The sequence below is a fragment of the Sphingobium sp. AS12 genome (genome assembly GCF_019097845.1).
In the GTDB taxonomy this organism is placed as follows: domain Bacteria; phylum Pseudomonadota; class Alphaproteobacteria; order Sphingomonadales; family Sphingomonadaceae; genus Sphingobium.
Window position 1 is genome coordinate 332,532 of sequence record NZ_JAHRGM010000024.1, and the last position, 18,961, is coordinate 351,492.

At 63.1% G+C, this 18,961-nt stretch carries 22 protein-coding genes; 10 read left to right on the forward strand and 12 right to left on the reverse strand.

Annotated elements, in window-relative coordinates; genetic code table 11:
- Positions 1 to 18: 18 nt before the first annotated feature.
- Positions 19 to 1,299 carry an MFS transporter gene (locus KRZ98_RS10580; protein ID WP_217673504.1) on the forward strand — a complete coding sequence of 427 codons (1,281 nt, stop codon included), beginning with the start codon at positions 19 to 21 and terminating at the stop codon, positions 1,297 to 1,299.
- A gap of 81 nt (positions 1,300 to 1,380) precedes the next feature.
- On the forward strand, positions 1,381 to 1,839 hold the full coding sequence (locus KRZ98_RS10585; protein WP_254798233.1) for a DUF4402 domain-containing protein: 459 nt from the start codon (positions 1,381 to 1,383) through the stop codon (positions 1,837 to 1,839).
- Positions 1,840 to 1,851: 12 nt separating this feature from the next.
- On the opposite strand, the gene KRZ98_RS10590 is transcribed toward KRZ98_RS10585, so the two are convergent.
- From KRZ98_RS10590 to KRZ98_RS10640, 11 genes are all read right to left on the reverse strand, one after another.
- Complete coding sequence (locus KRZ98_RS10590; protein ID WP_217673506.1) at positions 1,852 to 2,376, reverse strand: GNAT family N-acetyltransferase; 525 nt, start codon at positions 2,374 to 2,376, stop codon at positions 1,852 to 1,854.
- Between the two features lie 67 nt (positions 2,377 to 2,443).
- The gene (locus KRZ98_RS10595) at positions 2,444 to 5,116 is read right to left on the reverse strand and encodes a TonB-dependent siderophore receptor (protein WP_217673507.1); all 2,673 of its coding nucleotides are present in this window, start codon (positions 5,114 to 5,116) and stop codon (positions 2,444 to 2,446) included.
- 333 nt (positions 5,117 to 5,449) lie between these two features.
- Positions 5,450 to 5,818, reverse strand: coding sequence for a 50S ribosomal protein L19 (gene rplS / locus KRZ98_RS10600; RefSeq protein WP_217673508.1), 369 nt, complete (start codon positions 5,816 to 5,818; stop codon positions 5,450 to 5,452).
- A gap of 6 nt (positions 5,819 to 5,824) precedes the next feature.
- Positions 5,825 to 6,562, reverse strand: a complete 738-nt coding sequence (gene trmD / locus KRZ98_RS10605) for a tRNA (guanosine(37)-N1)-methyltransferase TrmD (RefSeq protein WP_217673509.1) — start codon at positions 6,560 to 6,562, stop codon at positions 5,825 to 5,827.
- Positions 6,559 to 6,831 (reverse strand): hypothetical protein, encoded by a 273-nt coding sequence (locus KRZ98_RS10610; RefSeq protein ID WP_217673510.1) that lies wholly within the window; start codon positions 6,829 to 6,831, stop codon positions 6,559 to 6,561. Before KRZ98_RS10610 ends, trmD begins: the two co-directional genes overlap by 4 nt.
- Before the next feature lie 57 nt (positions 6,832 to 6,888).
- Positions 6,889 to 7,275 carry a type II toxin-antitoxin system VapC family toxin gene (locus KRZ98_RS10615; RefSeq protein ID WP_217673511.1) on the reverse strand — a complete coding sequence of 129 codons (387 nt, stop codon included), beginning with the start codon at positions 7,273 to 7,275 and terminating at the stop codon, positions 6,889 to 6,891.
- A gap of 9 nt (positions 7,276 to 7,284) precedes the next feature.
- Positions 7,285 to 7,557: an antitoxin gene (locus tag KRZ98_RS10620; protein ID WP_217673513.1), complete on the reverse strand. Its 273-nt coding sequence runs from the start codon at positions 7,555 to 7,557 to the stop codon at positions 7,285 to 7,287.
- A 31-nt stretch (positions 7,558 to 7,588) separates the two neighbouring features.
- Positions 7,589 to 8,083: a ribosome maturation factor RimM gene (gene rimM, locus KRZ98_RS10625; RefSeq protein WP_217673514.1), complete on the reverse strand. Its 495-nt coding sequence runs from the start codon at positions 8,081 to 8,083 to the stop codon at positions 7,589 to 7,591.
- Between the two features lie 5 nt (positions 8,084 to 8,088).
- The gene (gene rpsP, locus KRZ98_RS10630; RefSeq protein WP_217673515.1) at positions 8,089 to 8,544 is read right to left on the reverse strand and encodes a 30S ribosomal protein S16; all 456 of its coding nucleotides are present in this window, start codon (positions 8,542 to 8,544) and stop codon (positions 8,089 to 8,091) included.
- A gap of 41 nt (positions 8,545 to 8,585) precedes the next feature.
- Positions 8,586 to 10,070 carry a signal recognition particle protein gene (gene ffh, locus KRZ98_RS10635; RefSeq protein ID WP_217673696.1) on the reverse strand — a complete coding sequence of 495 codons (1,485 nt, stop codon included), beginning with the start codon at positions 10,068 to 10,070 and terminating at the stop codon, positions 8,586 to 8,588.
- A 209-nt stretch (positions 10,071 to 10,279) separates the two neighbouring features.
- Positions 10,280 to 11,011, reverse strand: a complete 732-nt coding sequence (locus tag KRZ98_RS10640; RefSeq protein ID WP_217673516.1) for a hypothetical protein — start codon at positions 11,009 to 11,011, stop codon at positions 10,280 to 10,282.
- Between the two features lie 147 nt (positions 11,012 to 11,158).
- Between KRZ98_RS10640 and KRZ98_RS10645 the strand changes: the two genes are divergently transcribed.
- From KRZ98_RS10645 to ispZ, 6 genes are all read left to right on the forward strand, one after another.
- Positions 11,159 to 12,553 carry an amino acid permease gene (locus KRZ98_RS10645; protein WP_217673517.1) on the forward strand — a complete coding sequence of 465 codons (1,395 nt, stop codon included), beginning with the start codon at positions 11,159 to 11,161 and terminating at the stop codon, positions 12,551 to 12,553.
- Positions 12,554 to 12,565: 12 nt separating this feature from the next.
- A complete protein-coding gene (locus KRZ98_RS10650) occupies positions 12,566 to 13,192 on the forward strand; it encodes an energy transducer TonB (protein ID WP_217673518.1) in 627 nt (208 codons plus the stop codon).
- A gap of 57 nt (positions 13,193 to 13,249) precedes the next feature.
- Positions 13,250 to 14,050, forward strand: coding sequence for a diaminopimelate epimerase (gene dapF / locus KRZ98_RS10655; RefSeq protein ID WP_217673519.1), 801 nt, complete (start codon positions 13,250 to 13,252; stop codon positions 14,048 to 14,050).
- Positions 14,050 to 15,300 carry a tRNA (N(6)-L-threonylcarbamoyladenosine(37)-C(2))-methylthiotransferase MtaB gene (gene mtaB / locus KRZ98_RS10660; RefSeq protein ID WP_217673520.1) on the forward strand — a complete coding sequence of 417 codons (1,251 nt, stop codon included), beginning with the start codon at positions 14,050 to 14,052 and terminating at the stop codon, positions 15,298 to 15,300. Before dapF ends, mtaB begins: the two co-directional genes overlap by 1 nt.
- Entirely contained in the window at positions 15,290 to 16,228 is a 939-nt protein-coding gene (gene ftsY / locus KRZ98_RS10665; protein WP_217673521.1) for a signal recognition particle-docking protein FtsY, read from the forward strand. Before mtaB ends, ftsY begins: the two co-directional genes overlap by 11 nt.
- A gap of 104 nt (positions 16,229 to 16,332) precedes the next feature.
- Positions 16,333 to 16,959 (forward strand): septation protein IspZ, encoded by a 627-nt coding sequence (gene ispZ, locus KRZ98_RS10670; RefSeq protein WP_217673522.1) that lies wholly within the window; start codon positions 16,333 to 16,335, stop codon positions 16,957 to 16,959.
- Positions 16,960 to 16,999: 40 nt separating this feature from the next.
- Here ispZ and KRZ98_RS10675 read toward each other — a convergent pair whose 3' ends face one another.
- Positions 17,000 to 17,563 carry a urate hydroxylase PuuD gene (locus KRZ98_RS10675; RefSeq protein ID WP_217673523.1) on the reverse strand — a complete coding sequence of 188 codons (564 nt, stop codon included), beginning with the start codon at positions 17,561 to 17,563 and terminating at the stop codon, positions 17,000 to 17,002.
- Positions 17,564 to 17,775: 212 nt separating this feature from the next.
- Here KRZ98_RS10675 and KRZ98_RS10680 point away from each other — a divergent pair, with 212 nt between their 5' ends.
- Together KRZ98_RS10680 and KRZ98_RS10685 are read left to right on the forward strand one after the other, a co-directional pair.
- A complete protein-coding gene (locus KRZ98_RS10680; protein WP_217673524.1) occupies positions 17,776 to 18,390 on the forward strand; it encodes a superoxide dismutase in 615 nt (204 codons plus the stop codon).
- Positions 18,391 to 18,531: 141 nt separating this feature from the next.
- A complete protein-coding gene (locus KRZ98_RS10685; protein WP_254798234.1) occupies positions 18,532 to 18,960 on the forward strand; it encodes a hemerythrin domain-containing protein in 429 nt (142 codons plus the stop codon).
- The last annotated feature ends 1 nt before the right edge of the window (position 18,961 follow it).

Sequence of the window (18,961 nt, forward strand, 5' to 3'; positions counted from 1 at the left end):
GCGGGTGCGGGGGCGCAAATGAGCGGCATCGGCGAAATGTGGCGGCACAAGCGCGTGCTGACCGCCAGCCTGGTCGGCACGGCAGTGGAGTTTTACGACTTCTATATCTACGCCACCGCTGCCAGCCTGATCTTCCCCTCGCTCTTCTTCCCCTCCTCCTCGCCCACTGCGCAACTGATGGCCTCCTATGGCAGCCTGGCCCTCGCCTTCTTCGCGCGGCCTGTTGGCGCTGCGGTGTTCGGCCATTATGGCGACCGCGTTGGGCGCAAGGCGACATTGGTCGCGTCGCTGATGCTGATGGGTGGCTGCACCCTGCTGATCGGTTTCCTGCCGACCTATGCGATGATCGGTTACTGGGCGCCTCTGATCCTGTGCGTGCTGCGCTTTGGCCAGGGTTTCGGGCTGGGCGGCGAATGGGGCGGCGCGGCGTTGCTGGCGGTTGAGAATGCCCCGCCGGGTTGGCGCGCGCGCTTTGGCATGTTCCCGCAACTGGGCGCACCCGTCGGCTTCATCGCCGCCAACGGCCTGTTCCTGATACTGGGCGCGTTGCTGACCGAAAAGGATTTTCTTGCCTGGGGCTGGCGGCTCCCCTTCCTGGGCAGCGCCGTGCTGGTGATATTAGGGCTGTGGGTCCGCCTCAAACTCACCGAGACCCCCGAATTTGCCGCTGCGCAGAAAGAAACGCCGCCGCCCGCTGTGCCGCTCGCCACCCTGCTATCCTCGCATCTGGGCGCGGCGATCGCCGGCACCTTCGCCTGCGCGGCCTGCTTTGCGGTCTATTATATCGCCACCGCCTTTGCGCTGGGCTACGGCACCACCGCGCTGAAAATCGACCGGGAAATCTTCCTCGCCATACAATTGGGCGCGATCCTGTTCATGGCGGCCAGCATCATCCTGGCCGGCTGGTGGGCCGACCGCACCAGCCCCACCACTGCGCTTGCCTGGGGCTGCGTCGGCACGGTCGTGATGGGACTTGTCTTTGGCCCGATGATCGGCACCGGGGCGCTGCTGCCGATCTTCGTGGCGCTCAGCCTTGCGCTCTTCATGATGGGCTTCATCTACGGACCGCTCGGTGCCTATCTGCCCGCCCTCTTTCCGATCCAGCTGCGCTATACCGGCGCATCCTTCGCCTTCAATCTGGGCGGCATCATCGGCGGCGCGCTGGCCCCGATCGTTGCCACCTGGCTGATCGGCGCGCAGGGTGTCGGGCTGGTCGGCCTCTATATGTCGCTGGCGGCGCTCATCAGCCTTGGCGGGCTATGGTGGACCAGCCGCCAGCACAGCTTGCCGGATCGCTGACAAACAGCGTTAATCCCGGCTTTACCATGTCGTGGCAAAGCCGGTCGGGTGACGATCCGACGCCTTGCCCTTGCTGCCAGCATGATACTGACATTGGCCACCGCGCCGATGGCAAAGGCTGCGCCAGCGACCGGCGGGTCCAGCGCGACCATATTGAGCGGCCTGCGCGTCACCAAGACCAGCGATCTCAATTTCGGCCAATTGGCGGTGCCTGCCCAGCCGGGCGTCGTGCGGGTGCGCGCCGACAATAGCCGTACGTGCAGCAGCGGGCTGGTCTGCATGGGCAGCGCCAGCGCGGCCTCCTTTACCATCTCCGGGCGGCCAAACGAGCGGGTAGAAATTGATCTCGACCGGTCGTCAGTGGACCTGACCAATGCAGCGGGCAACCGGATAGCGGCCAGCCTCAGCCGGTCCCATTCCTTCATCCGCCTGAACGGGGGCGAAGCGGTGTTCCAGATTTTCGGCACGTTGCAGGTCCGCGCCAACCAGGCGGTTGGCACCTATCGCGGCAGTTTCAATGTGCTGGTGCAATATCACTGAGGTCGCCGTCGGTCAGTCCAATGCCTTGCGCATCAGGATCATCGGCACGCCGCTATCTTCGAACGGACGCACATCGACAAAGCCGAAGCTGCGGTAGAGCGGCGCGCCCGCCAGAGTGGCGGACAATTCCAGCGCGGCAAAGCCCTCCGCCCGCGCCGCCGCCTGACACAGGGACAGGACCAACGTGCCCACGCCTTTGCGGACATGGTCGGGGTGCGTGTACATCGCGCGAACCTTCGCCGCCTCCGTCGCCGGATCGAGCAGCCGGTCATCGCGCCCGGCACTGTGATTGCCACCATAGGCGGTCGCCCGCCGGCTCCAGCCGCCACAGCCCGCAATCGCGTCGCCCTCCTCCACCACGAAATAGGTGCCATCGGCGATCAGGCGGCTGTCCAGCCCCATGAAGGCATGGCTGGCCCGCACCTGATCGGGCGTCAGGAAGGGTGATTGCAACTGGTCAATCGCCTGCCGCATCAGCGCAGCAAGCATGGGTTCGTCGGCCAAGGTGGCGGGGCGATGGGTCAGGGTGCGCGTCATCAAGGCATCTTTTGCAACGGCAAAGGCCGGCCCCGCAAGGGACCGGCCTTCACCTGTCAGGATCGGATCAGAATTTGAAGCCGACCTTGCCGTACCAGAAGCCTCCGTTGAAGCCGAAAGGCGATACGTCGGGGTAAATGTCACCGGTGAAGCGTCCCCCGGTCGAGGCATAGACCGGACCCAACGTCCCCTTGGTGTTCGAATATTTGTCAGGATAGTTGCTGAACAAGTTTTGCACGCCAACGCTCAGCGTGAAATTGTCGTTCACTTCATAGCTGGTTTCGAAGTCGAACACGAATTCGCTGCCGAAGGTCTGCGAGACCGGGCCGTCATCCGTCTGGGTATATTTGCCGTACCAGTTCATGCGCGCCAGCACGGAGAAAGGACCGCTGTTCCAGTTTTCGGTCAGGATCACGCGCGTCTTGGGCAGGGTCTTTTCCAGCTGGGCGACACGGACGTCGGATACGATTGCCGGATCGCGCGCGATGACCTTGGTCTTGTTATAGTTGAACGCCAGCGTGGTGTTGAATGTACCCATGCTGTCGGTCGCGAAGCGATAGCTGCCGACGACATCGACACCTTGGGTGCGGGTATCAAAGGCGTTGGTCAGGAACTGCACTTCATTGACGGTCGCATAGTTGGCAAGGCCCAGCGACTGGAGCGTCGGCCGCTGCGCATCGGCGATTTCAAATGTGCCGGACGTACCGATCCGGTCCTTCACCTTGATGTTGTAATAGTCGACCGACAGGGTGAAGCCGGGTGCAGGCGTGAACACGGTGCCCAGCGAGAAGCTGACCGACTCTTCGGGTTTCAGTGGCGTCGCGCCCAGGAAGGCGGCAACCGGGCTGGTGACCGGCAGCGTCATCGATTCGATCGCATTGGGATTGCCGGGGTTGAAGCCGGTCGCGATGCTGCTGCTGTTGACCTGCCCTGGCGTCGGCGCACGGAAGCCGGTCGCCACCGTGCCGCGCAGCGCCACGACGTCCGGCACCACGGCATAGCGGGCCGAGAATTTGCCGGTGGTCGAATTGCCAAAGTCCGACAGATGTTCGTAACGGCCCGCAATACCGAAGGAGAGCTGTTCGGTGATATCGCCTTCAATATCGATGTACAGCCCCTTGGAATTGCGGTCGCTTTCGCCCGCAATCGCCGGGCCGTAACCGGGGAAGCCATTGGCCCCGACTGGCAACGCGACCGACAATTGGGTGCCGTCCGCATTCAGGACCGGGGTGCCGTCCTGATGGAAAACCAGATTGCCGGTATATTGGCCGATCGCCCAGGATGGCTGGTCGCCCAGACCCAATTCATAGGCTTCGCGGAAATATTGGCCGCCAAAGGCGATCGTGACCGGGCTGGCGAAACCGACTTCCCAGGGATAGCTGAAGTCCGCGTTGAACAGGGTTTCACGCTGTTCCAGCTTGCCGAGGTAAAATTCCGTCGGTGACGTGATGCCCAAAGACGGGTTCATCGTGCCGTTCATCGTGTAGCGCAGGGTCGACTGGCCGTAGCTGCCCGAAATGTCATAATTCAGGCCGAAACCGAATGTGCCCTTATAGCCCACAGTGCCGGAAATATCGTCGATCTTGCCGAAGAAAATCGGCGTGAAGCCGCCGGGATAGACGCAGCTCCAGTTCTGAACCAACGGGTCGGAACAGGTTGCGACCTTGGTATAATCACGCGTGGTGACTTCATAGTTGTTGGGTGCATAGACATTGCCACCCGCAGCGCCCGACTGGATACCCGGCAACGTATTGTCGAAATCCGTGAAATAGTCGTTGAAAATGCCGTTCTTGCCAAAGCTGTTGCCTTCAATATCCACGCCCGACGTATTGACCGACTGGCGATAGTTGAAGCTTTCTTCCTGGAAGCTGTGGCCATAATTGCCGAAGAAGTAGATGGAGCTTTCGCCCAGATCAAAGCCGCCATTGACGAAGAAGCGGTAGGATTCCATCGCCGGATTGCCGTAGCGCTGCGCCAGCTTGGGCACGCCGATGGTCGGCTGCTCCTGCGCCAGCAGATGCGCGCCCGCACGGGTCACGCCGCGGCTGGTCTTGCCCGCATTCACATATTCGCCGCTGATGTTGATGAAGCCGCTGTCGCCCAGCTTGAACCCGCCATTTAGCGCAAGCTGATAATCTTCACCATCGCCGCGATAATATTGGCCGTAACGGGCATAGCCGGAAAAACCGTCGGTATCGTCGCGCAGGGTCATGTTGATGACCCCGGCGATTGCGTCGGAACCATATTGCGCCGATGCGCCGTCGCGCAGCACTTCGACCGCGCGGATCGCAATGGCGGGCACCTGCGCCAAGTCGGCCGAATGGGCGCCGGCCGACTGCGCATTGGCGCCAATCTGGACCAGTGCGGAACGATGCATCCGCTTGCCGTTGATCAGCACCAGCGTCTGGTCAGGCGCCAGGCCGCGCAGGTTGGGCGGACGCACGAAAGAGGAACCGTCGCCAATGGCGTAGCGCGCTACCGAGAAAGAGGGGACCAGATTCTGGATGACCTGGTTCATGTCCGCCGTACCCTGCTTTTGCAGTTCGACGCCGGAATAGACGTCGATCGGCGTCGGCGATTCTGCGACCGTGCGATCGGTGCGGCGCGTTCCGGTAACGATGATAGTTTGGCCCGGCGCGTCCGCGGCAGCTTGCGGCGTCGCGTCCTGCGCCAGCGCAGGCATTGAATAGAGAAGCGCAACGGCAATGGCGCTGCGCGAAATCAGTCCCCGATATTTCATCAAAAAAAGCCCCCTGGTGTCTCTTTTACAGAGGCCTTTTCGACATCCCTTCCGCTTCTGCCTTTTCTTGGCCGAACCAGGTTACAGGTCTCCCTGCCCGAAACCCTAGGTTTCAGTGCAACATTGTTCAGCAACATATGGAAACGTTAGGCTGGCATAAATCCGCTATGGGCGGAATGGCCCTTTTTTACAGTCGTGCGAATCTGTTCGCAAACGCAGGAGTGAGCGCTACCATTTTTCCAGCCAAATATTTGTAACATATAGAAAAAGGCGGCAGTCCGTGGGACCACCGCCTGTTTCTTTTTTGCAACTGTCAAGAATTGATTTTTGCGATCAACCCTCGGTGCGCACGTCGCGGCGTTCGGCGATGCGCGCGCGCTTGCCGGTGCGGCCGCGCAGATAATAGAGCTTCGCACGACGCACGACGCCACGGCGGACGACGACGATCGAATCGAGGTTGGGCGAATAGAGCGGGAATACGCGCTCCACGCCTTCGCCGAACGAAATCTTGCGGACGGTGAAGTTGCTGCCCATGCCCTTGTTCGAACGCGCGATGCACACGCCTTCGTAATTCTGGACGCGGCTGCGTTCGCCTTCCACCACCTTCACGCCGACGCGCAGCGTGTCGCCGGGGCGGAAATCGGGAATGTCCTTGGCGAGGGCGGCAATGCTTTCCGCCTCGATCTGCTGGAGGATGTTCATGAAACGTCAGTCCTTCAAGTCGCGTTGCGCGCCAGAGGGCGACTGGACCCGAACGCCGATGTGACGTTCCCAAAGGTCCGGCCGCCGTGACCGTGTATCGACCTCTGCTTGGCTTTTCCGCCAGGCAGCGATCTTCGCATGATCCCCCGATCGCAACACTTGCGGGATCGTGCGCCCCTCCCATTCAACCGGTCGGGTATAGTGCGGATATTCGAGCAGCCCCGTTTCAAAGGACTCCTCCACCCCGCTGGAAGCCGCGCCCATTACACCGGGAAGCAACCGGACGCAAGCGTCCAGCAGCATCAAAGCGCCCATTTCCCCGCCCGACAGGATGATGTCGCCCATGCTGACCTGCTCGATCGGCCGGGCGTCGAAAATCCGCTCGTCAAACCCCTCGAATCGTCCACATAATATCGTTGCGCCAGGACCGTCCGCCAGTGCGCGGATGCGGGCTTGGGTGATCGGCGCGCCACGCGGAGTCATGGCGATGACGGGCAGGTCTGGCCGCTGTTCCAGCGCATGATCGACCGCCCGCGCCAATATGTCGGCCCGCAACACCATGCCCGCGCCGCCGCCTGCCGGCGTATCGTCCACGGTGCGGTGCTTGTCGGTGGCGAAATCGCGCAACTGGATGGGCGCGCAGGACCAGCGCCCCTCCGCCAGCGCGCGCCCCGCCAGCGATACGCCCAGCGGCCCCGGAAACATCTCCGGGTAGAGCGTCACTATCTGCGCGGCAAAGCTCATCGCCGCCGCGCGCGCAGCCAGGCCGCCGAGACACCGCCCGCCAGGCACAGCGCGCCACAGGCAAGCAACACCAGCCCTATGGCGCGCAGCAGGTCGGCAAAGGGCCGCTCAGGGTGGATCAGGCCCGGCAGCAGCACCAGCAACGGCACCGGACAAACCAGCCCAACCGCCGCCGCCAGCTTGACGCCGCGCGACCAGCCAAGGCCGAACAACCGCCAGCCAGCGGCCAGCATCGCGAGGAGATAGAGAGCGGTAAGGATCTGAGCCATGATTGCCGCTTAGGCGATGGGGGCGGCAGCGTCCAGTTCCCGGCCAACCGGAAAACGTCAGCGCGTCCAGTCCTCGATCCTAAGGCCGGGGATGTCGGCGAAGTCGGCCTCATTGCGGGTCACCAATATGCGTTGCGATGCCACTGCCTGCGCCCCGATCAGCCGATCGAAACTCTTGCGCCGAACGCCGATGGTGCGGACCACCTGCGCATAGGTCGTGGCCGCCGCCTCATCGAATGCGATGACCGGCAGGGCCGCGACAAAGCTATCGATACGCCGCGCATCGCCTTGCGGGTCGCTGGACGTCCGGCTGCCAACGCGCAGTTCCGCCACGGTGATCGCAGACAGCGCTAACGTACCGAACGCCCGTCCGACCCGCTTTGCGAGCAATGGACTACGCCCCAGCAGAAAGTCGATACAGACATTGGTGTCGAGCAGATACATTTGTCCGGCTCAGGCGGCTGCGGGCCGGTCGCCAGCCGATCCCCAATCCCGCTCATCCTGATCGATATCGCCGCGACCATCCTGCATGAAGCCGTGCGACATGCTGCCGTAGAGGCTCATAAACATGCCGCGCGTATCTTCCTCTTTCCAGAAAGAGAAACTGCCGTCAGCATGGGGAACAAGCACGACTTCCTCGCCTTCGGACAGGCCAAGCGCCTTGGGCAGTCGCAAAGCGACTGAATTGCCGGATTTGAAAATCTTAGCCTTATACTCTTCGCCCATCGCGGACCTCCGTATATACAATAAGTATATACTATTCCACGAACGCCGCGTCAATCACCGCCCGCTCCGCGTCCAGCGTGACCGCGTGCATGGGTGCCATGAAGCGTTTGCCGGGTTTGCCGTCCACCGGCGGCCGCTGGACCTCGATAATGTCGCCAGCGCCGAAATTCTCGATCGCGATGATCTCGCCCAGCGTTTCGCCGTCGCTCGACAGGCAAAGCAGGCCAATGACATCGGCATGATAATATTCGCCCTCGCCCAGCGGCGGCAGGGCGGAACGCGGGACGGTGAGCGCCGTGCCGCGCATGGCTTCGGCCGCGCTGCGATCGCCGATTTCGGCGAAGCGCGCGACCGCACCGTTGGAACCGGGGCGCAGCGACTTCAATGTCAGCCTGCGCCCGCCCGCATCGAAACTGCCATGAACTTTGAGGCTTTCGACCCCTTCGCCAAACAGTTTCAGGCGAACTTCGCCCGCCACCCCATGCGCACCGATGATTGCGGCGAGAGTGACGGGCTTGTCGGTCAAGAGGATCAGCCCTCGGCCTGTTCGGCAGCCGCTTCTTCAGCGGGTGCTTCTTCAACGGCAGCGGCAGGCGCTTCGACAGGAGCCTTGGCGGCTTCCTCCGCGGCGATGCGGGCTTCTTCGGCCTCGGCCAGCTTGGTCGCACGATCTTCGGCGCGATCCTTGGCCTTCTGGCCCGGCACACCCTTGTTCGGGTTGTTGCGCACGATCCGCTCCTTCACGCCAGCGGCGTCGAGGAAACGGGCAACGCGGTCGGTCGGCTGGGCACCGGCGGCAACCCAATGCTTGGCGCGCTCGACGTCCAGAACGACGCGCTTTTCGTCGCCCTTGGGCAGGACGGGGTTGTAGCTGCCGATGCGCTCGATGAACTTGCCATCACGCGGCGCGCGGCTGTCGGCCACGACGATGCGATAATAGGGGCGCTTCTTGGAACCACCGCGCGAGAGACGAATGGACGTTGCCATGGAACTTACCTTTCTGACGTAAACTGAAATCGAAAAATTGCTTATTTCTTCATAAAATTCTGAAAGCCGGGCGGCAGCTTGGGCATGTTACCGCCCAGTCCGCCAAGGCCACCCAGACCCGACAGGTCAGGCGGGCCACCGGCCCCGCCATCGGGACCGCCCGCTCCACCCAATCCGCCCATGCCACCGCCAGTGAACATCTTGGCCAGCCCTTTGAGGCCACCCATCTTGCGGATCTTCTTCATCGCGCCTTCCATTTCCTGATGCATTTTCAGGAGCCGGTTGACTTCCTGCACCGTGGTGCCGGAGCCTTTGGCGATGCGGATCTTGCGCTTGGCGTTGATGAGCGCCGGGCGTTCCCGCTCCTTGGGCGTCATCGATCCGATCATCGCGTCGAGATGGATCAGCGTCTTGTCGTTCGCGCCGCTATTGGCCATCGCCGCCTGCGCTTTTTTCAGGCCAGGGATCATCCCCGCCAGCGCACCCAGCCCGCCCATGCGGCGCATCTGGTTCAGCTGCGCGCGCAGGTCGTTCATGTCGAACTGACCCTTGGCCATTTTCTTGGCCAGCTTGTCGGCTTCATCCGCATCGATGCTCTCGGCAGCGCGCTCGACCAGCGACACGACGTCGCCCATGCCTAGGATGCGCTGCGCCACGCGCTGCGGATGGAACACCTCGATCGCGTCGAGCTTCTCGCCGGTGCCCGCGAACTTGATCGGGCGGCCCGTGACCGCGCGCATCGAGAGCGCCGCGCCACCGCGCGCATCGCCATCCATGCGGGTCAGCACCACGCCGGTCAGCGGCACCTGCGCCGTGAAGCTCTGCGCCACATTGACGGCGTCCTGGCCGGTCAGCGAGTCAACGACCAGCAGGATTTCGGCAGGCGTGGCGACATCGGCCACCGCCTTCATCTCGTCCATCAGTGCCTGATCGACATGCAGACGCCCGGCGGTGTCGAGCATCACCACGTCAAAGCCCTGGAGCTTGGCCGACTGGAGCGCGCGGCGGGCGATATCGACCGGCTGTTGCCCGGCGATGATCGGCAGGGTGGCGACATCGCACTGGGTGCCGAGCACGGCCAGCTGTTCCTGCGCGGCGGGGCGCTGGACGTCGAGCGACGCCATCAGCACCTTCTTGCGGTCTTTTTCCTTCAGCCGCTTGGCGATCTTGGCGGTCGTGGTCGTCTTGCCCGACCCCTGAAGCCCGACCATCATGATGACGGCGGGCGGGGTCACATCGATCATCAGGTCCGACGTGTCGGACCCCAGCGTTTCGGTGAGCGTGTCGGAGACGATCTTGACGACCATCTGCCCCGGCGTGACCGATCGCAAAACGTCGCTGCCCACCGCGCGCTCGGTCGCCTGATCGACGAACTGGCGCACGACAGGCAGGGCGACATCGGCTTCGAGCAGCGCGATTCGCACCTCGCGCATCGCGGCGCGGACATCGTCCTCCGTGAGCGCACCACGCCCACGCAGCTTGTCGAATACCCCACCCAGACGATCGCTCAGCGAATCGAACATCATCACCTCAATTGGCCCAAGGGCCTGAAAATCCTTGCATTCCCGTCAAACGACAAAATCGCCGGTGGGCGAAACCTCGCCAACCAGCGTCCATACAAAGCGCCTGATGCTGACCCGTTTGCCGGACGCGCGCTCAATGGATATGTCAGGGACCGGACGGCAAACCGCCCGATTGCAGACGCGCCCTTAGCCCAGCCAAGCCCGTGATGCAACTATGACCGTGCAAGCGCGGCCGTCAGCGCGATGACGGGCGGCGTCGCGGCCAGGATCGGGACGGCCAGCCCCTCGATAGCGATCACTGCCGCGCCGATCCAGCAGGCGGCATGCACCCTGCCCCGGCTGCGCAGGTCATGAACCATGGCGACCAGCACGAACAACAACTGCCCGCTCATCACCGCCAGTCCACCCCAAGGACCCAGCAGCGGCATCGGCAATATGCGTCCGAAGGCCGGGCCGATCATCGCCACCATCGCGCACAGCATCAGCCGCTTGTGCCAGTCGGTCCGGCGGCGCAGGCGGATCGCCGCGATCAGCAGCCCGCCAAAGGCGGACACTTCCAGCAGATTCAGCGCCACGAAGATCGTGTCGGGGAAGAAGGGCGGCACCCGGCCCATCCGCACCGACATCGCCGCCGTCCCCAGCGCCAGCGGCACCATCACCACCGCCAGCCCGGCTGCGATCCAGCCAAGGCGCCGGTGCAAGGCGCGCCACCCGCGCTGCACCAGCACGGCCTGCGCAACGAAGATCAGCGTCCACGCCATGAACACCGCGCCATGGACATGCACCCAATAGGGCACGCGCGCGATGTCCACCTGCCCACGCAGGGCGAAGGAGCCGAAGCCGCCGATCACGGTCACCGCGATCGCAAGCGCCATCCAGACATAGAAACCATGATCGCGCGCCACCCCATGCGATCCGGCCGCGATACGCCCCCGTCCATCCATTGCCGCTATTCCCCCATTTTTGCAATTTTACACCTGTCCCATCGCCCTGTCTTGCAAGAAGTCGTCGCGCGCCAGCACAGCCCTTGCGCGGGCCGTCGCTTTGGGTCAGCAATCGGGCAACACAGAAAGAATGAGGGGCCGAACATCATGAGCTGGACACGCCGCAAGCCGATGGAGGCGATGAGCCCGAGCGGTGACCAGCATCGCATGGCGCGCACCCTGTCCTGGCCGCATCTGCTGGCGCTGGGGGTGGGCGCTATCGTCGGCACGGGCATCCTGACGCTGATCGGCGTCGGCGCGGACAGGGCCGGTCCTGCCGTCCTCCTCTCCTTCGCCATAGCGGGCGCGATATGCGCCTGCGCCGCGCTTGCCTATGCCGAACTGTCGACCATGATGCCTGCGGCCGGCAGCGCCTATAGCTATAGCTATGTCGTGCTGGGCGAAGGCATTGCCTGGATCGTGGGGTGGAGCCTGATCCTGGAATATAGCCTTGTCGTATCGACCGTCGCGGTCGGCTGGTCGGGCTATGCCGCGCCCCTGCTCACCGCGATCGGCTTTCCCGAAACGCTGACGCAGGGGCCGGAACTGGGCGGCCTCATCAACCTGCCTGCCATCTTCATCATCGCCGTGGTCGCTGGCCTGCTGATGCTCGGCACCCATGAAAGCGCGAGGCTCAACACGCTGCTCGTCCTCATCAAGATCGCGACGTTGAGCCTGTTCGTCTGGGTCGCCCTGCCCGCCTTCGACGTGCAGAATCTGGAGCCGTTCATGCCGTTCGGCTTTGCCAAACATATGGGTGCCGACGGGGTCGAGCGCGGCGTCATGGCGGCCGCCGCCATCATCTTCTTCGCCTTTTACGGCTTCGACGCCATCTCAACCGCGGCGGAAGAAGCCAAGAACCCGGAGCGCGATCTGGCCATCGGCATCGTCGGATCGCTGGTCGTTTGCACGCTGATCTATGTGCTTGTCGCCGCCGCCGCGATCGGCGCGATGCCCTTCACCCGCTTTGCCGACAGCCCGGAGCCGCTGGCCCTCATCTTGCGCGAAATGGGCCAGGGCAGTGTGGCACGGATCGTGGCCATTGCCGCCGTCATCGCCCTGCCCACCGTGCTGCTGGGCTTCCTCTATGGCCAGAGCCGCATCTTCCTGGTCATGGCGCGCGACGGTTTCCTGCCCCAGAGCCTCGCGAAAATCTCCAGGCGCGGCACGCCCGCCCGGATCACCTTGGTCACCGCCATATTGGTCGCGATCATTGCGGGGCTGCTGCCGATCGACGAGATTGCCGCGCTGGCGAACGCTGGCACGCTGATCGCCTTCACCTCGGTGGGCCTGTGCCTCCTCGTCTTGCGCCGTCGCCTCCCCGACATGCGTCGCCCCTTCCGCACGCCCGCCGCCTGGTTCGTGGGCCTCGGCGCGATGGGCGGCTGCGCCTATCTGTTCATCAGCCTGCCGATGCAGACGATATTGGCCTGCCTGGGATGGAACGCCGTAGGGCTGGTCGTGTATTTTCTCCATGGGCAGAAGCGGGCGACGGCGGCGTGAGGGGGATTTAACTTGAGCATTATTCTTGGTGCACTGGCTACTACCGCATTGTTGCGAGCGTCGCCCGCTTCATACCCCGGCACTTGGGCTAGCGATCTGGACTACCCTCCCGAAGCCATCCGACTGACGAAAAGAGGGACTACCTCTTTTCTCGTCCTAGTTTCACCACAGGGCAAAGTGGCTAGTTGTTTTGTAACGCAGTCAAGTGATGTTCCAGAACTCGACAAAAGAACCTGCGTGCTGCTGTCTGTCCGAGCATCATTCAAGCCTGCCGCCGATGAAAATGGTCAACCAGTTTATGACACCTACAAAGGGAGTATTAACTGGCGTCATATGGATCGACCCAATCGTAGTCTAGCGCCTAAACCGGAACTGGACGACACCGATTTTGAGCTTCAAGTCGCGAAGCTCCCTAATGGATTACAGCAGCAGCGTGTTGTGGTGATTGTGCGAATGGACACGTCCGGGCGCGTCGCATATTGCGAACATCAACCCCAAACCGCTGTTTCCCAACAACTGGGTGCGGTCGCCTGCGCTCAGGCCAAGGCAGGTTATGTGTCGATAACGAAGGACGCTGCCGACCAGCCGATATCGGTCATCCGCTCTTTACATATATTGTTCAAAGCTGCCGCTGGATAAGCAGTTTTTCCGACGCTCTGGCCTTTTCCCTTCCCCCGCATTACATGCGCCCCCATCATGGGACGCTTTTCCAAAATGCATGGCCTGGGCAATGATTTTGTCGTGATCGACGCGCGCGCGCGCGCGGTCGAGATGACGGAAGGCCGTGCCCGCGCCATTGCCGATCGTCACGCCGGGATCGGCTGCGACCAGTTGATCCTGATCGGCAATGCGCCCGACGCCGACGTGTCGATGCAGATATTCAACGCCGATGGCAGCGAAGTGGAGGCGTGCGGCAATGCCACACGCTGCGTGCCGTTGTTCGTGGGCCGCGACGTGCTGATCCGCACGCGGGCGGGGCTGCTGGACGCCAAGGCGGTCGATGGCGGCGCGAGTGTCGATATGGGCGCGCCGCGCTTCGATTGGGACGCGATTCCCTTGGCCTACGCCATGGACACGCTGACCATGAGCGCCAGTTGGGAGGATTTGCCCCCGCCCGCCGCCGTCAATGTCGGCAACCCGCATGTCATCTTCTTCGTCGAAGATCTGGATGCGGTGGACACCGCCCGGCTTGGCCCGATCATAGAGACGGACCCGCTTTTCCCCGCCCGCGTCAATGTCAACTTCGCGCAGGTCGTGGGCGACAATCATCTCCGCCTGATCGTGTGGGAACGCGGCGCTGGCCTCACCCGCGCCTGCGGCACCGGCGCCTGCGCCACCGCCGTCGCCGCCATCCGTCGCAAACTGGTCAGCGGCCCCGTGACCGTCAGCCTGCCCGGCGGCGATCTCGTCATCGACTGGGCACCCGGCGGCACGATCCGCATGACCGGCCCCGCCACCCATGTGTTCGATGGCGAGGCCGACTGGTCGCGCTTCTAATGAGCGGCCCGGACATCATCACGCTGGGCTGCCGCCTCAACATTGCGGAGAGCGAGGCGATCCGTGAAATGGCGGGCGGGCAGGACGACCTGATCGTCGTCAACAGCTGCGCCGTCACCGCCGAAGCCGTGCGCCAGACCAGGCAGGCGATCCGCCGCGCCCGCCGCGACCGGCCCGACGCGCGCATCATGGTGACCGGCTGCGCCGCGCAGACCGAGCCGGAGACCTTCTCCGCCATGCCCGAAGTCGATACGGTCATCGGCAACCGGGAGAAAATGGAAGCGGCCTCCTTCGCGCCCAAGGCGGAGAAAGTCCGCGTCGCCGACATCATGACCGTGCGTGACACCGCGCCGCATATGGCCAGCGCCTTTGCCGATCATGCCCGCGCTTTCCTGGAGGTGCAAAATGGCTGCGACCATCGCTGCACCTTCTGCATCATCCCCTATGGCCGGGGGAACAGCCGCTCCGTTCCCGCCGGGGCGGTGATCGACAAAGCGAAGGAACTGGTCGCGGCGGGTTACAAGGAAATCGTGCTGACCGGCGTGGACGTCACCAGCTACGGCCCCGATCTGCCCGGCAGCCCGTCGCTCGGCCTGCTGGTGGAGCGCATCCTGAACGGCGTGCCGGACCTACCCCGCCTGCGCCTCTCCTCCATCGACAGCGTGGAGATTGACGATCGGTTGTTCGACCTGATCGCCTATGAACCCCGGATGATGCCGCATCTGCATTTGTCGTTACAGGCGGGCGATGACATGGTCCTCAAACGCATGAAGCGCCGCCACAGCCGCGCCGACGCCGTCCGCATCGTCGATCGACTGATCGCCGCGCGCCCGGACATCAGCATCGGCGCGGACATCATCGCCGGTTTCCCGACCGAGGATGAGGCGATGTTCGCGCGCAGCCTGGCGCTGGTCGCCGACTGCCGCATCGTCCACGGCCATATCTTCCCCTATTCTCCGCGCACCGGCACGCCCGCCGCACGGATGCCGCAAGTGGACCGCGCGACCATCAAGGCGCGTGCCGCCCGGCTGCGCGCCGCCTGCGAAACGCAGCGCGCCGACTGGCTGGAGAGCCTTGTCGGCACCCGCCAGTCAGTGCTGGTCGAGCGCAGCGGGCTGTCGGGCCATGCCGAAAATTTCGCCCCGGTGCGATTTGCTACCCCGCAGACGCCATCCTCTATCGTCCGCGCAACGATCAGCGGCCTTGAGAATGGCGCGCTGATCGCGCAAGAGGCCAGCCATGACAGATAGTGGCACTTCCTGGCGCGATCGCCTGTTCGGCGGGCTTCGGCGCACATCCGACAAGCTTGGCGAAAATTTGACCGGCCTGTTCGGCAAGGCCGCGCTCGACAACCAGACGCTGGACGAAATTGAGGAAGCGCTGATCGTGTCCGATCTTGGCCCGGCCATGGCAGGGCGGGTGCGCGAACGGCTGGCCGAAGGGCGGTTCAACAAGGAACTGACCGAGGAATATCTGCGCGAAATCATCGCGGAGGAAATCGAGAAGGTGCTGGCCCCGGTCGCCCGCCCGCTGGAGATCGAGGCTTTCCCGCGCCCGCAGGTCATCCTCGTCATCGGCGTCAACGGGTCCGGCAAGACTACCACCATCGCCAAGCTGGCGCATAATTTCCTGGAGCAGGATTATGGCGTGATGCTGGCGGCGGGCGACACGTTCCGCGCGGCAGCCATCGGCCAGCTCAAGGTCTGGGCCGACCGCCTTGGCATCCCCATCGTCGCGGGCAAGGAAGGCGGCGACGCAGCGGGTATCGTGTTCGACGCGGTCAAGCAGGCCACCGCCACCGGCATCGACGTGCTGATCGTCGACACCGCAGGCCGCCTCCAGAACAAGAGCGAGCTGATGGACGAGCTGGCCAAGATCCGCCGCATTCTTGGCCGATTGAACCCGGCGTCGCCCCACGACGTTGTGCTGGTGCTGGATGCCACCACGGGACAGAATGCGTTGAGCCAGATCGAGGTTTTCAAGGAAGTCGCCCATGTCACGGGCCTCGTCATGACCAAGCTGGACGGCACCGCGCGCGGCGGCGTGCTGGTCGCGGCGGCGGAGAAATATCGCCTGCCGATCCATGCCATTGGCGTAGGCGAAAAGATCGAGGATCTGCGCCCCTTCGATCCGGGCGACATGGCGCGGGCCATCGCCGGGACCGCCTATGCGCGGTGAAATCGCCGTCATGCCGGACTTGATCCGGCATCCAGAGTCCCCCACGCAGCGCTTCGACGCCCTGGATCCTGACTTTCGTCAGGATGACGATAGGAAAAACAGCCATGGCTGACACCAAACACGCCGTAAGCCCCGCCCACTCAGGAACGCTCAGCCTGGCGCTCGATTTCGGACCTCTGCTGGTATTCTTCCTGGGCTATAAATTCCTAGGGATGATCGTCGGCACCGGCGCCTTCATGGCGGCCATCGTCGTCGCGGTGATCGTGTCGAAATGGAAGCTGGGCAAAGTGTCGCCCATGCTCTGGCTGTCCGCCGCGCTGGTGCTGTTTTTCGGTGGCCTCACCATCTATTTCCACGACCAGAGCTTCATCCAGATCAAGCCCACCATCATCTACAGCTTCTTCGCGCTGATGCTGTTTGGCGGGCTGCTGCGCGGCAAGCCGCTGCTGAAATATCTGCTTCAGGCCGCCTATGATGGCCTGTCCGAAACCGGCTGGCGCAAGCTGTCGCGCAACTGGGCGATCTTCTTCGTCGCCATGGCGATCGCCAATGAAGTGATGCGCCGCACGATGAGCTTCGACAGCTGGCTGGCGGTCAAGGTGTGGGGCGTGACCATCGTGTCGGTGGTCTTTGCCGCCGCGAATATCCCGATGCTGATGCGCCACGGCCTGAACCTGGGCGACAAGCTCGACAGCGACGAGATTGGCGGCACATCGCCGCCGCAGGGATAACGGACCTGCCGGGGCCGCAACCCCGGCAGCCATCATTCCATCAACCACCGTTGAAGTTGATCATGCAATAGAGCATCGCCAGCGACAGCAAGGTGTTGGTGCGCGAAAAGATCATCGCGGTGGTCGCTGCCTTCGCCTTCACCGCATCTTCGGCAGGGACCAGCCCCAGCGCCTTTTTCTGGTTCGGCCAGATCACGAACCACACATTGAACGCCATGATCAGCGCCAGCCACATGCCGATGCCGATCAGCACGAAACCCGGCTTGAACGTCAGCGCCTCGACCAGATAGAAGCTGCGCCAGGCGATGACCACACCGGTCAGAACGGTCAGCGCGGCGGACCAGCGGAAGAAGAACAAAGCCGACGGCGCAATAAACTTGGAAACGCCCGGTTTCAGTTCGGCGGGCACTTTGGGCATGGTCGGGATCTGCACGAAGTTGAAATAATAGAGCAGGCCGATCCAGGTGATGCCGAAAAACAGATGGAGCCAGCGCAAGATCGCCTGCTCTGGTATCGTGTTCGCGGGGACCGCGAGAATGACCAGCAGCGCAAGGACGAGCCCCGCCGCCAGAACGAGATGCAGATTGCCGAAAAACTTCGCCATGACCCTACCCCCATTTTCCGGCCGCCGCATGTGTCGGGCGGCCTGACCGGAAAGTCTATGTCATCGTTACGGATATGTCACATGGATATTTCCTCAGTTTAGAGTGAAAATATCCTGTTTTCCGCAGCGCAATAAGCCTGCTACGGGCACGGAGCCTTAAGGCCGCAGCTTCGTTATGTGGCCAATCCCATCCATGAACCGAGGAGTATTTCATGGCCTTCACCCTGCCCGCCCTGCCCTATGCCAAGGATGCCTTTGGCGACGTTTTGTCGGCTGAAACCTTCGACTATCACCATGGCAAACATCACAATGCCTATGTCGTGAAGGCCAATGAACTGGTCGCCGCCGACGCCGCCCTCCAGGGCAAGTCGCTGGTTGACCTCATCAAATCGTCCAAGGGCGGTCTGTTCAACCAGGTCGGCCAGATCTGGAACCACAGCTTCTACTGGCTGTGCCTGTCGCCGGAAAAGAAGGCTCCATCGGGCAAGCTGCTCGACCTGATCAACGAAGCCTTCGGGTCGGTCGATGCCTTGGTTGAAAAGCTTAAAGCCGAAGCCGTCGGCCATTTCGCCAGCGGCTGGGCCGCACTGGTGCTCAAGGACGGCAAGCTGGAAGTCACCTCCTATCATGACGCCGACACGCCGGTCGCGCATGAAGGCCATGCGCCTCTGCTGATCCTCGATGTGTGGGAACATGCCTATTATATCGATTATCGCAACCTGCGCCCGGCCTATGCCGAAAAGCTGCTGAAGGAAGCGATCGACTGGGATTTCGTTGCGCTGAACCTCGACGGCGAAGGCGTCAGCCGCGCCGACCAGCCGGGCTGATCCGACACCTATGGCCCTGCATCGTCATGGTGCCGGGCCATAGGTGTATTTACGACCGTAATTATACCTACCGCAACGCTTTATTAAGTCGCTGCACCCATGTTCGGCTTTCCGTGGGGACGGAAGGGCGAAGCGATGGACATGGCCGAATTGCGCCGGCAGCATGACGAGATCAGCCACACGGCGCACAGACTGGCGCAAGCGACGGCTGACCGCGCCAACCCGCGCAGCGTGGGCGCCATACGCTGGCAGCTTGCGCGCCAGTTGATGGCCCATCTCGCGCTGGAGGACCGCATCCTCTATCCCGCGATGCAACGCGCCACTGATGAGCGCACCCGCACCACCGCCGCCACGCTCCACACCGAAACCGGCGCGCTTGCCGAAAGCTTTGCCCACTACATGATCGCGTGGAGCGACGATCGCGTCGCGCGCGAATGGGCCGATTTCTGCGTCGAGACACAGGCCATCATCCGGGCGCTGAGCGAACGGGTCGATCGCGAAAACCGCACCCTCTATCCTCTCGCCGACAAGGTTGACGATAGCGCGCCACGGATCGCCCGCGCTGGCTGAG

What these genes read in the sequence shown, in the direction of transcription:
- ffh (WP_217673696.1), bottom strand. Translation starts at nt 10,070, where the DNA reads ATGATGTTCGATTCGCTGAGCGATCGTCTGGGTGGGGTATTCGACAAG.
- trmD (WP_217673509.1), bottom strand. Translation starts at nt 6,562, where the DNA reads ATGAGCTTTGCCGCGCAGATAGTGACGCTCTACCCGGAGATGTTTCCG.
- mtaB (WP_217673520.1), top strand. Translation starts at nt 14,050, where the DNA reads ATGAGCGGCCCGGACATCATCACGCTGGGCTGCCGCCTCAACATTGCG.
- KRZ98_RS10685 (WP_254798234.1), top strand. Translation starts at nt 18,532, where the DNA reads ATGGCCGAATTGCGCCGGCAGCATGACGAGATCAGCCACACGGCGCAC.
- rplS (WP_217673508.1), bottom strand. Translation starts at nt 5,818, where the DNA reads ATGAACATCCTCCAGCAGATCGAGGCGGAAAGCATTGCCGCCCTCGCC.
- rpsP (WP_217673515.1), bottom strand. Translation starts at nt 8,544, where the DNA reads ATGGCAACGTCCATTCGTCTCTCGCGCGGTGGTTCCAAGAAGCGCCCC.
- KRZ98_RS10610 (WP_217673510.1), bottom strand. Translation starts at nt 6,831, where the DNA reads ATGGCTCAGATCCTTACCGCTCTCTATCTCCTCGCGATGCTGGCCGCT.
- KRZ98_RS10615 (WP_217673511.1), bottom strand. Translation starts at nt 7,275, where the DNA reads ATGTATCTGCTCGACACCAATGTCTGTATCGACTTTCTGCTGGGGCGT.
- KRZ98_RS10595 (WP_217673507.1), bottom strand. Translation starts at nt 5,116, where the DNA reads ATGAAATATCGGGGACTGATTTCGCGCAGCGCCATTGCCGTTGCGCTT.
- KRZ98_RS10675 (WP_217673523.1), bottom strand. Translation starts at nt 17,563, where the DNA reads ATGGCGAAGTTTTTCGGCAATCTGCATCTCGTTCTGGCGGCGGGGCTC.
- dapF (WP_217673519.1), top strand. Translation starts at nt 13,250, where the DNA reads ATGGGACGCTTTTCCAAAATGCATGGCCTGGGCAATGATTTTGTCGTG.
- KRZ98_RS10585 (WP_254798233.1), top strand. Translation starts at nt 1,381, where the DNA reads ATGATACTGACATTGGCCACCGCGCCGATGGCAAAGGCTGCGCCAGCG.
- KRZ98_RS10620 (WP_217673513.1), bottom strand. Translation starts at nt 7,557, where the DNA reads ATGGGCGAAGAGTATAAGGCTAAGATTTTCAAATCCGGCAATTCAGTC.
- ispZ (WP_217673522.1), top strand. Translation starts at nt 16,333, where the DNA reads ATGGCTGACACCAAACACGCCGTAAGCCCCGCCCACTCAGGAACGCTC.
- ftsY (WP_217673521.1), top strand. Translation starts at nt 15,290, where the DNA reads ATGACAGATAGTGGCACTTCCTGGCGCGATCGCCTGTTCGGCGGGCTT.
- KRZ98_RS10580 (WP_217673504.1), top strand. Translation starts at nt 19, where the DNA reads ATGAGCGGCATCGGCGAAATGTGGCGGCACAAGCGCGTGCTGACCGCC.
- KRZ98_RS10645 (WP_217673517.1), top strand. Translation starts at nt 11,159, where the DNA reads ATGAGCTGGACACGCCGCAAGCCGATGGAGGCGATGAGCCCGAGCGGT.
- KRZ98_RS10590 (WP_217673506.1), bottom strand. Translation starts at nt 2,376, where the DNA reads ATGACGCGCACCCTGACCCATCGCCCCGCCACCTTGGCCGACGAACCC.
- KRZ98_RS10680 (WP_217673524.1), top strand. Translation starts at nt 17,776, where the DNA reads ATGGCCTTCACCCTGCCCGCCCTGCCCTATGCCAAGGATGCCTTTGGC.
- KRZ98_RS10640 (WP_217673516.1), bottom strand. Translation starts at nt 11,011, where the DNA reads ATGGATGGACGGGGGCGTATCGCGGCCGGATCGCATGGGGTGGCGCGC.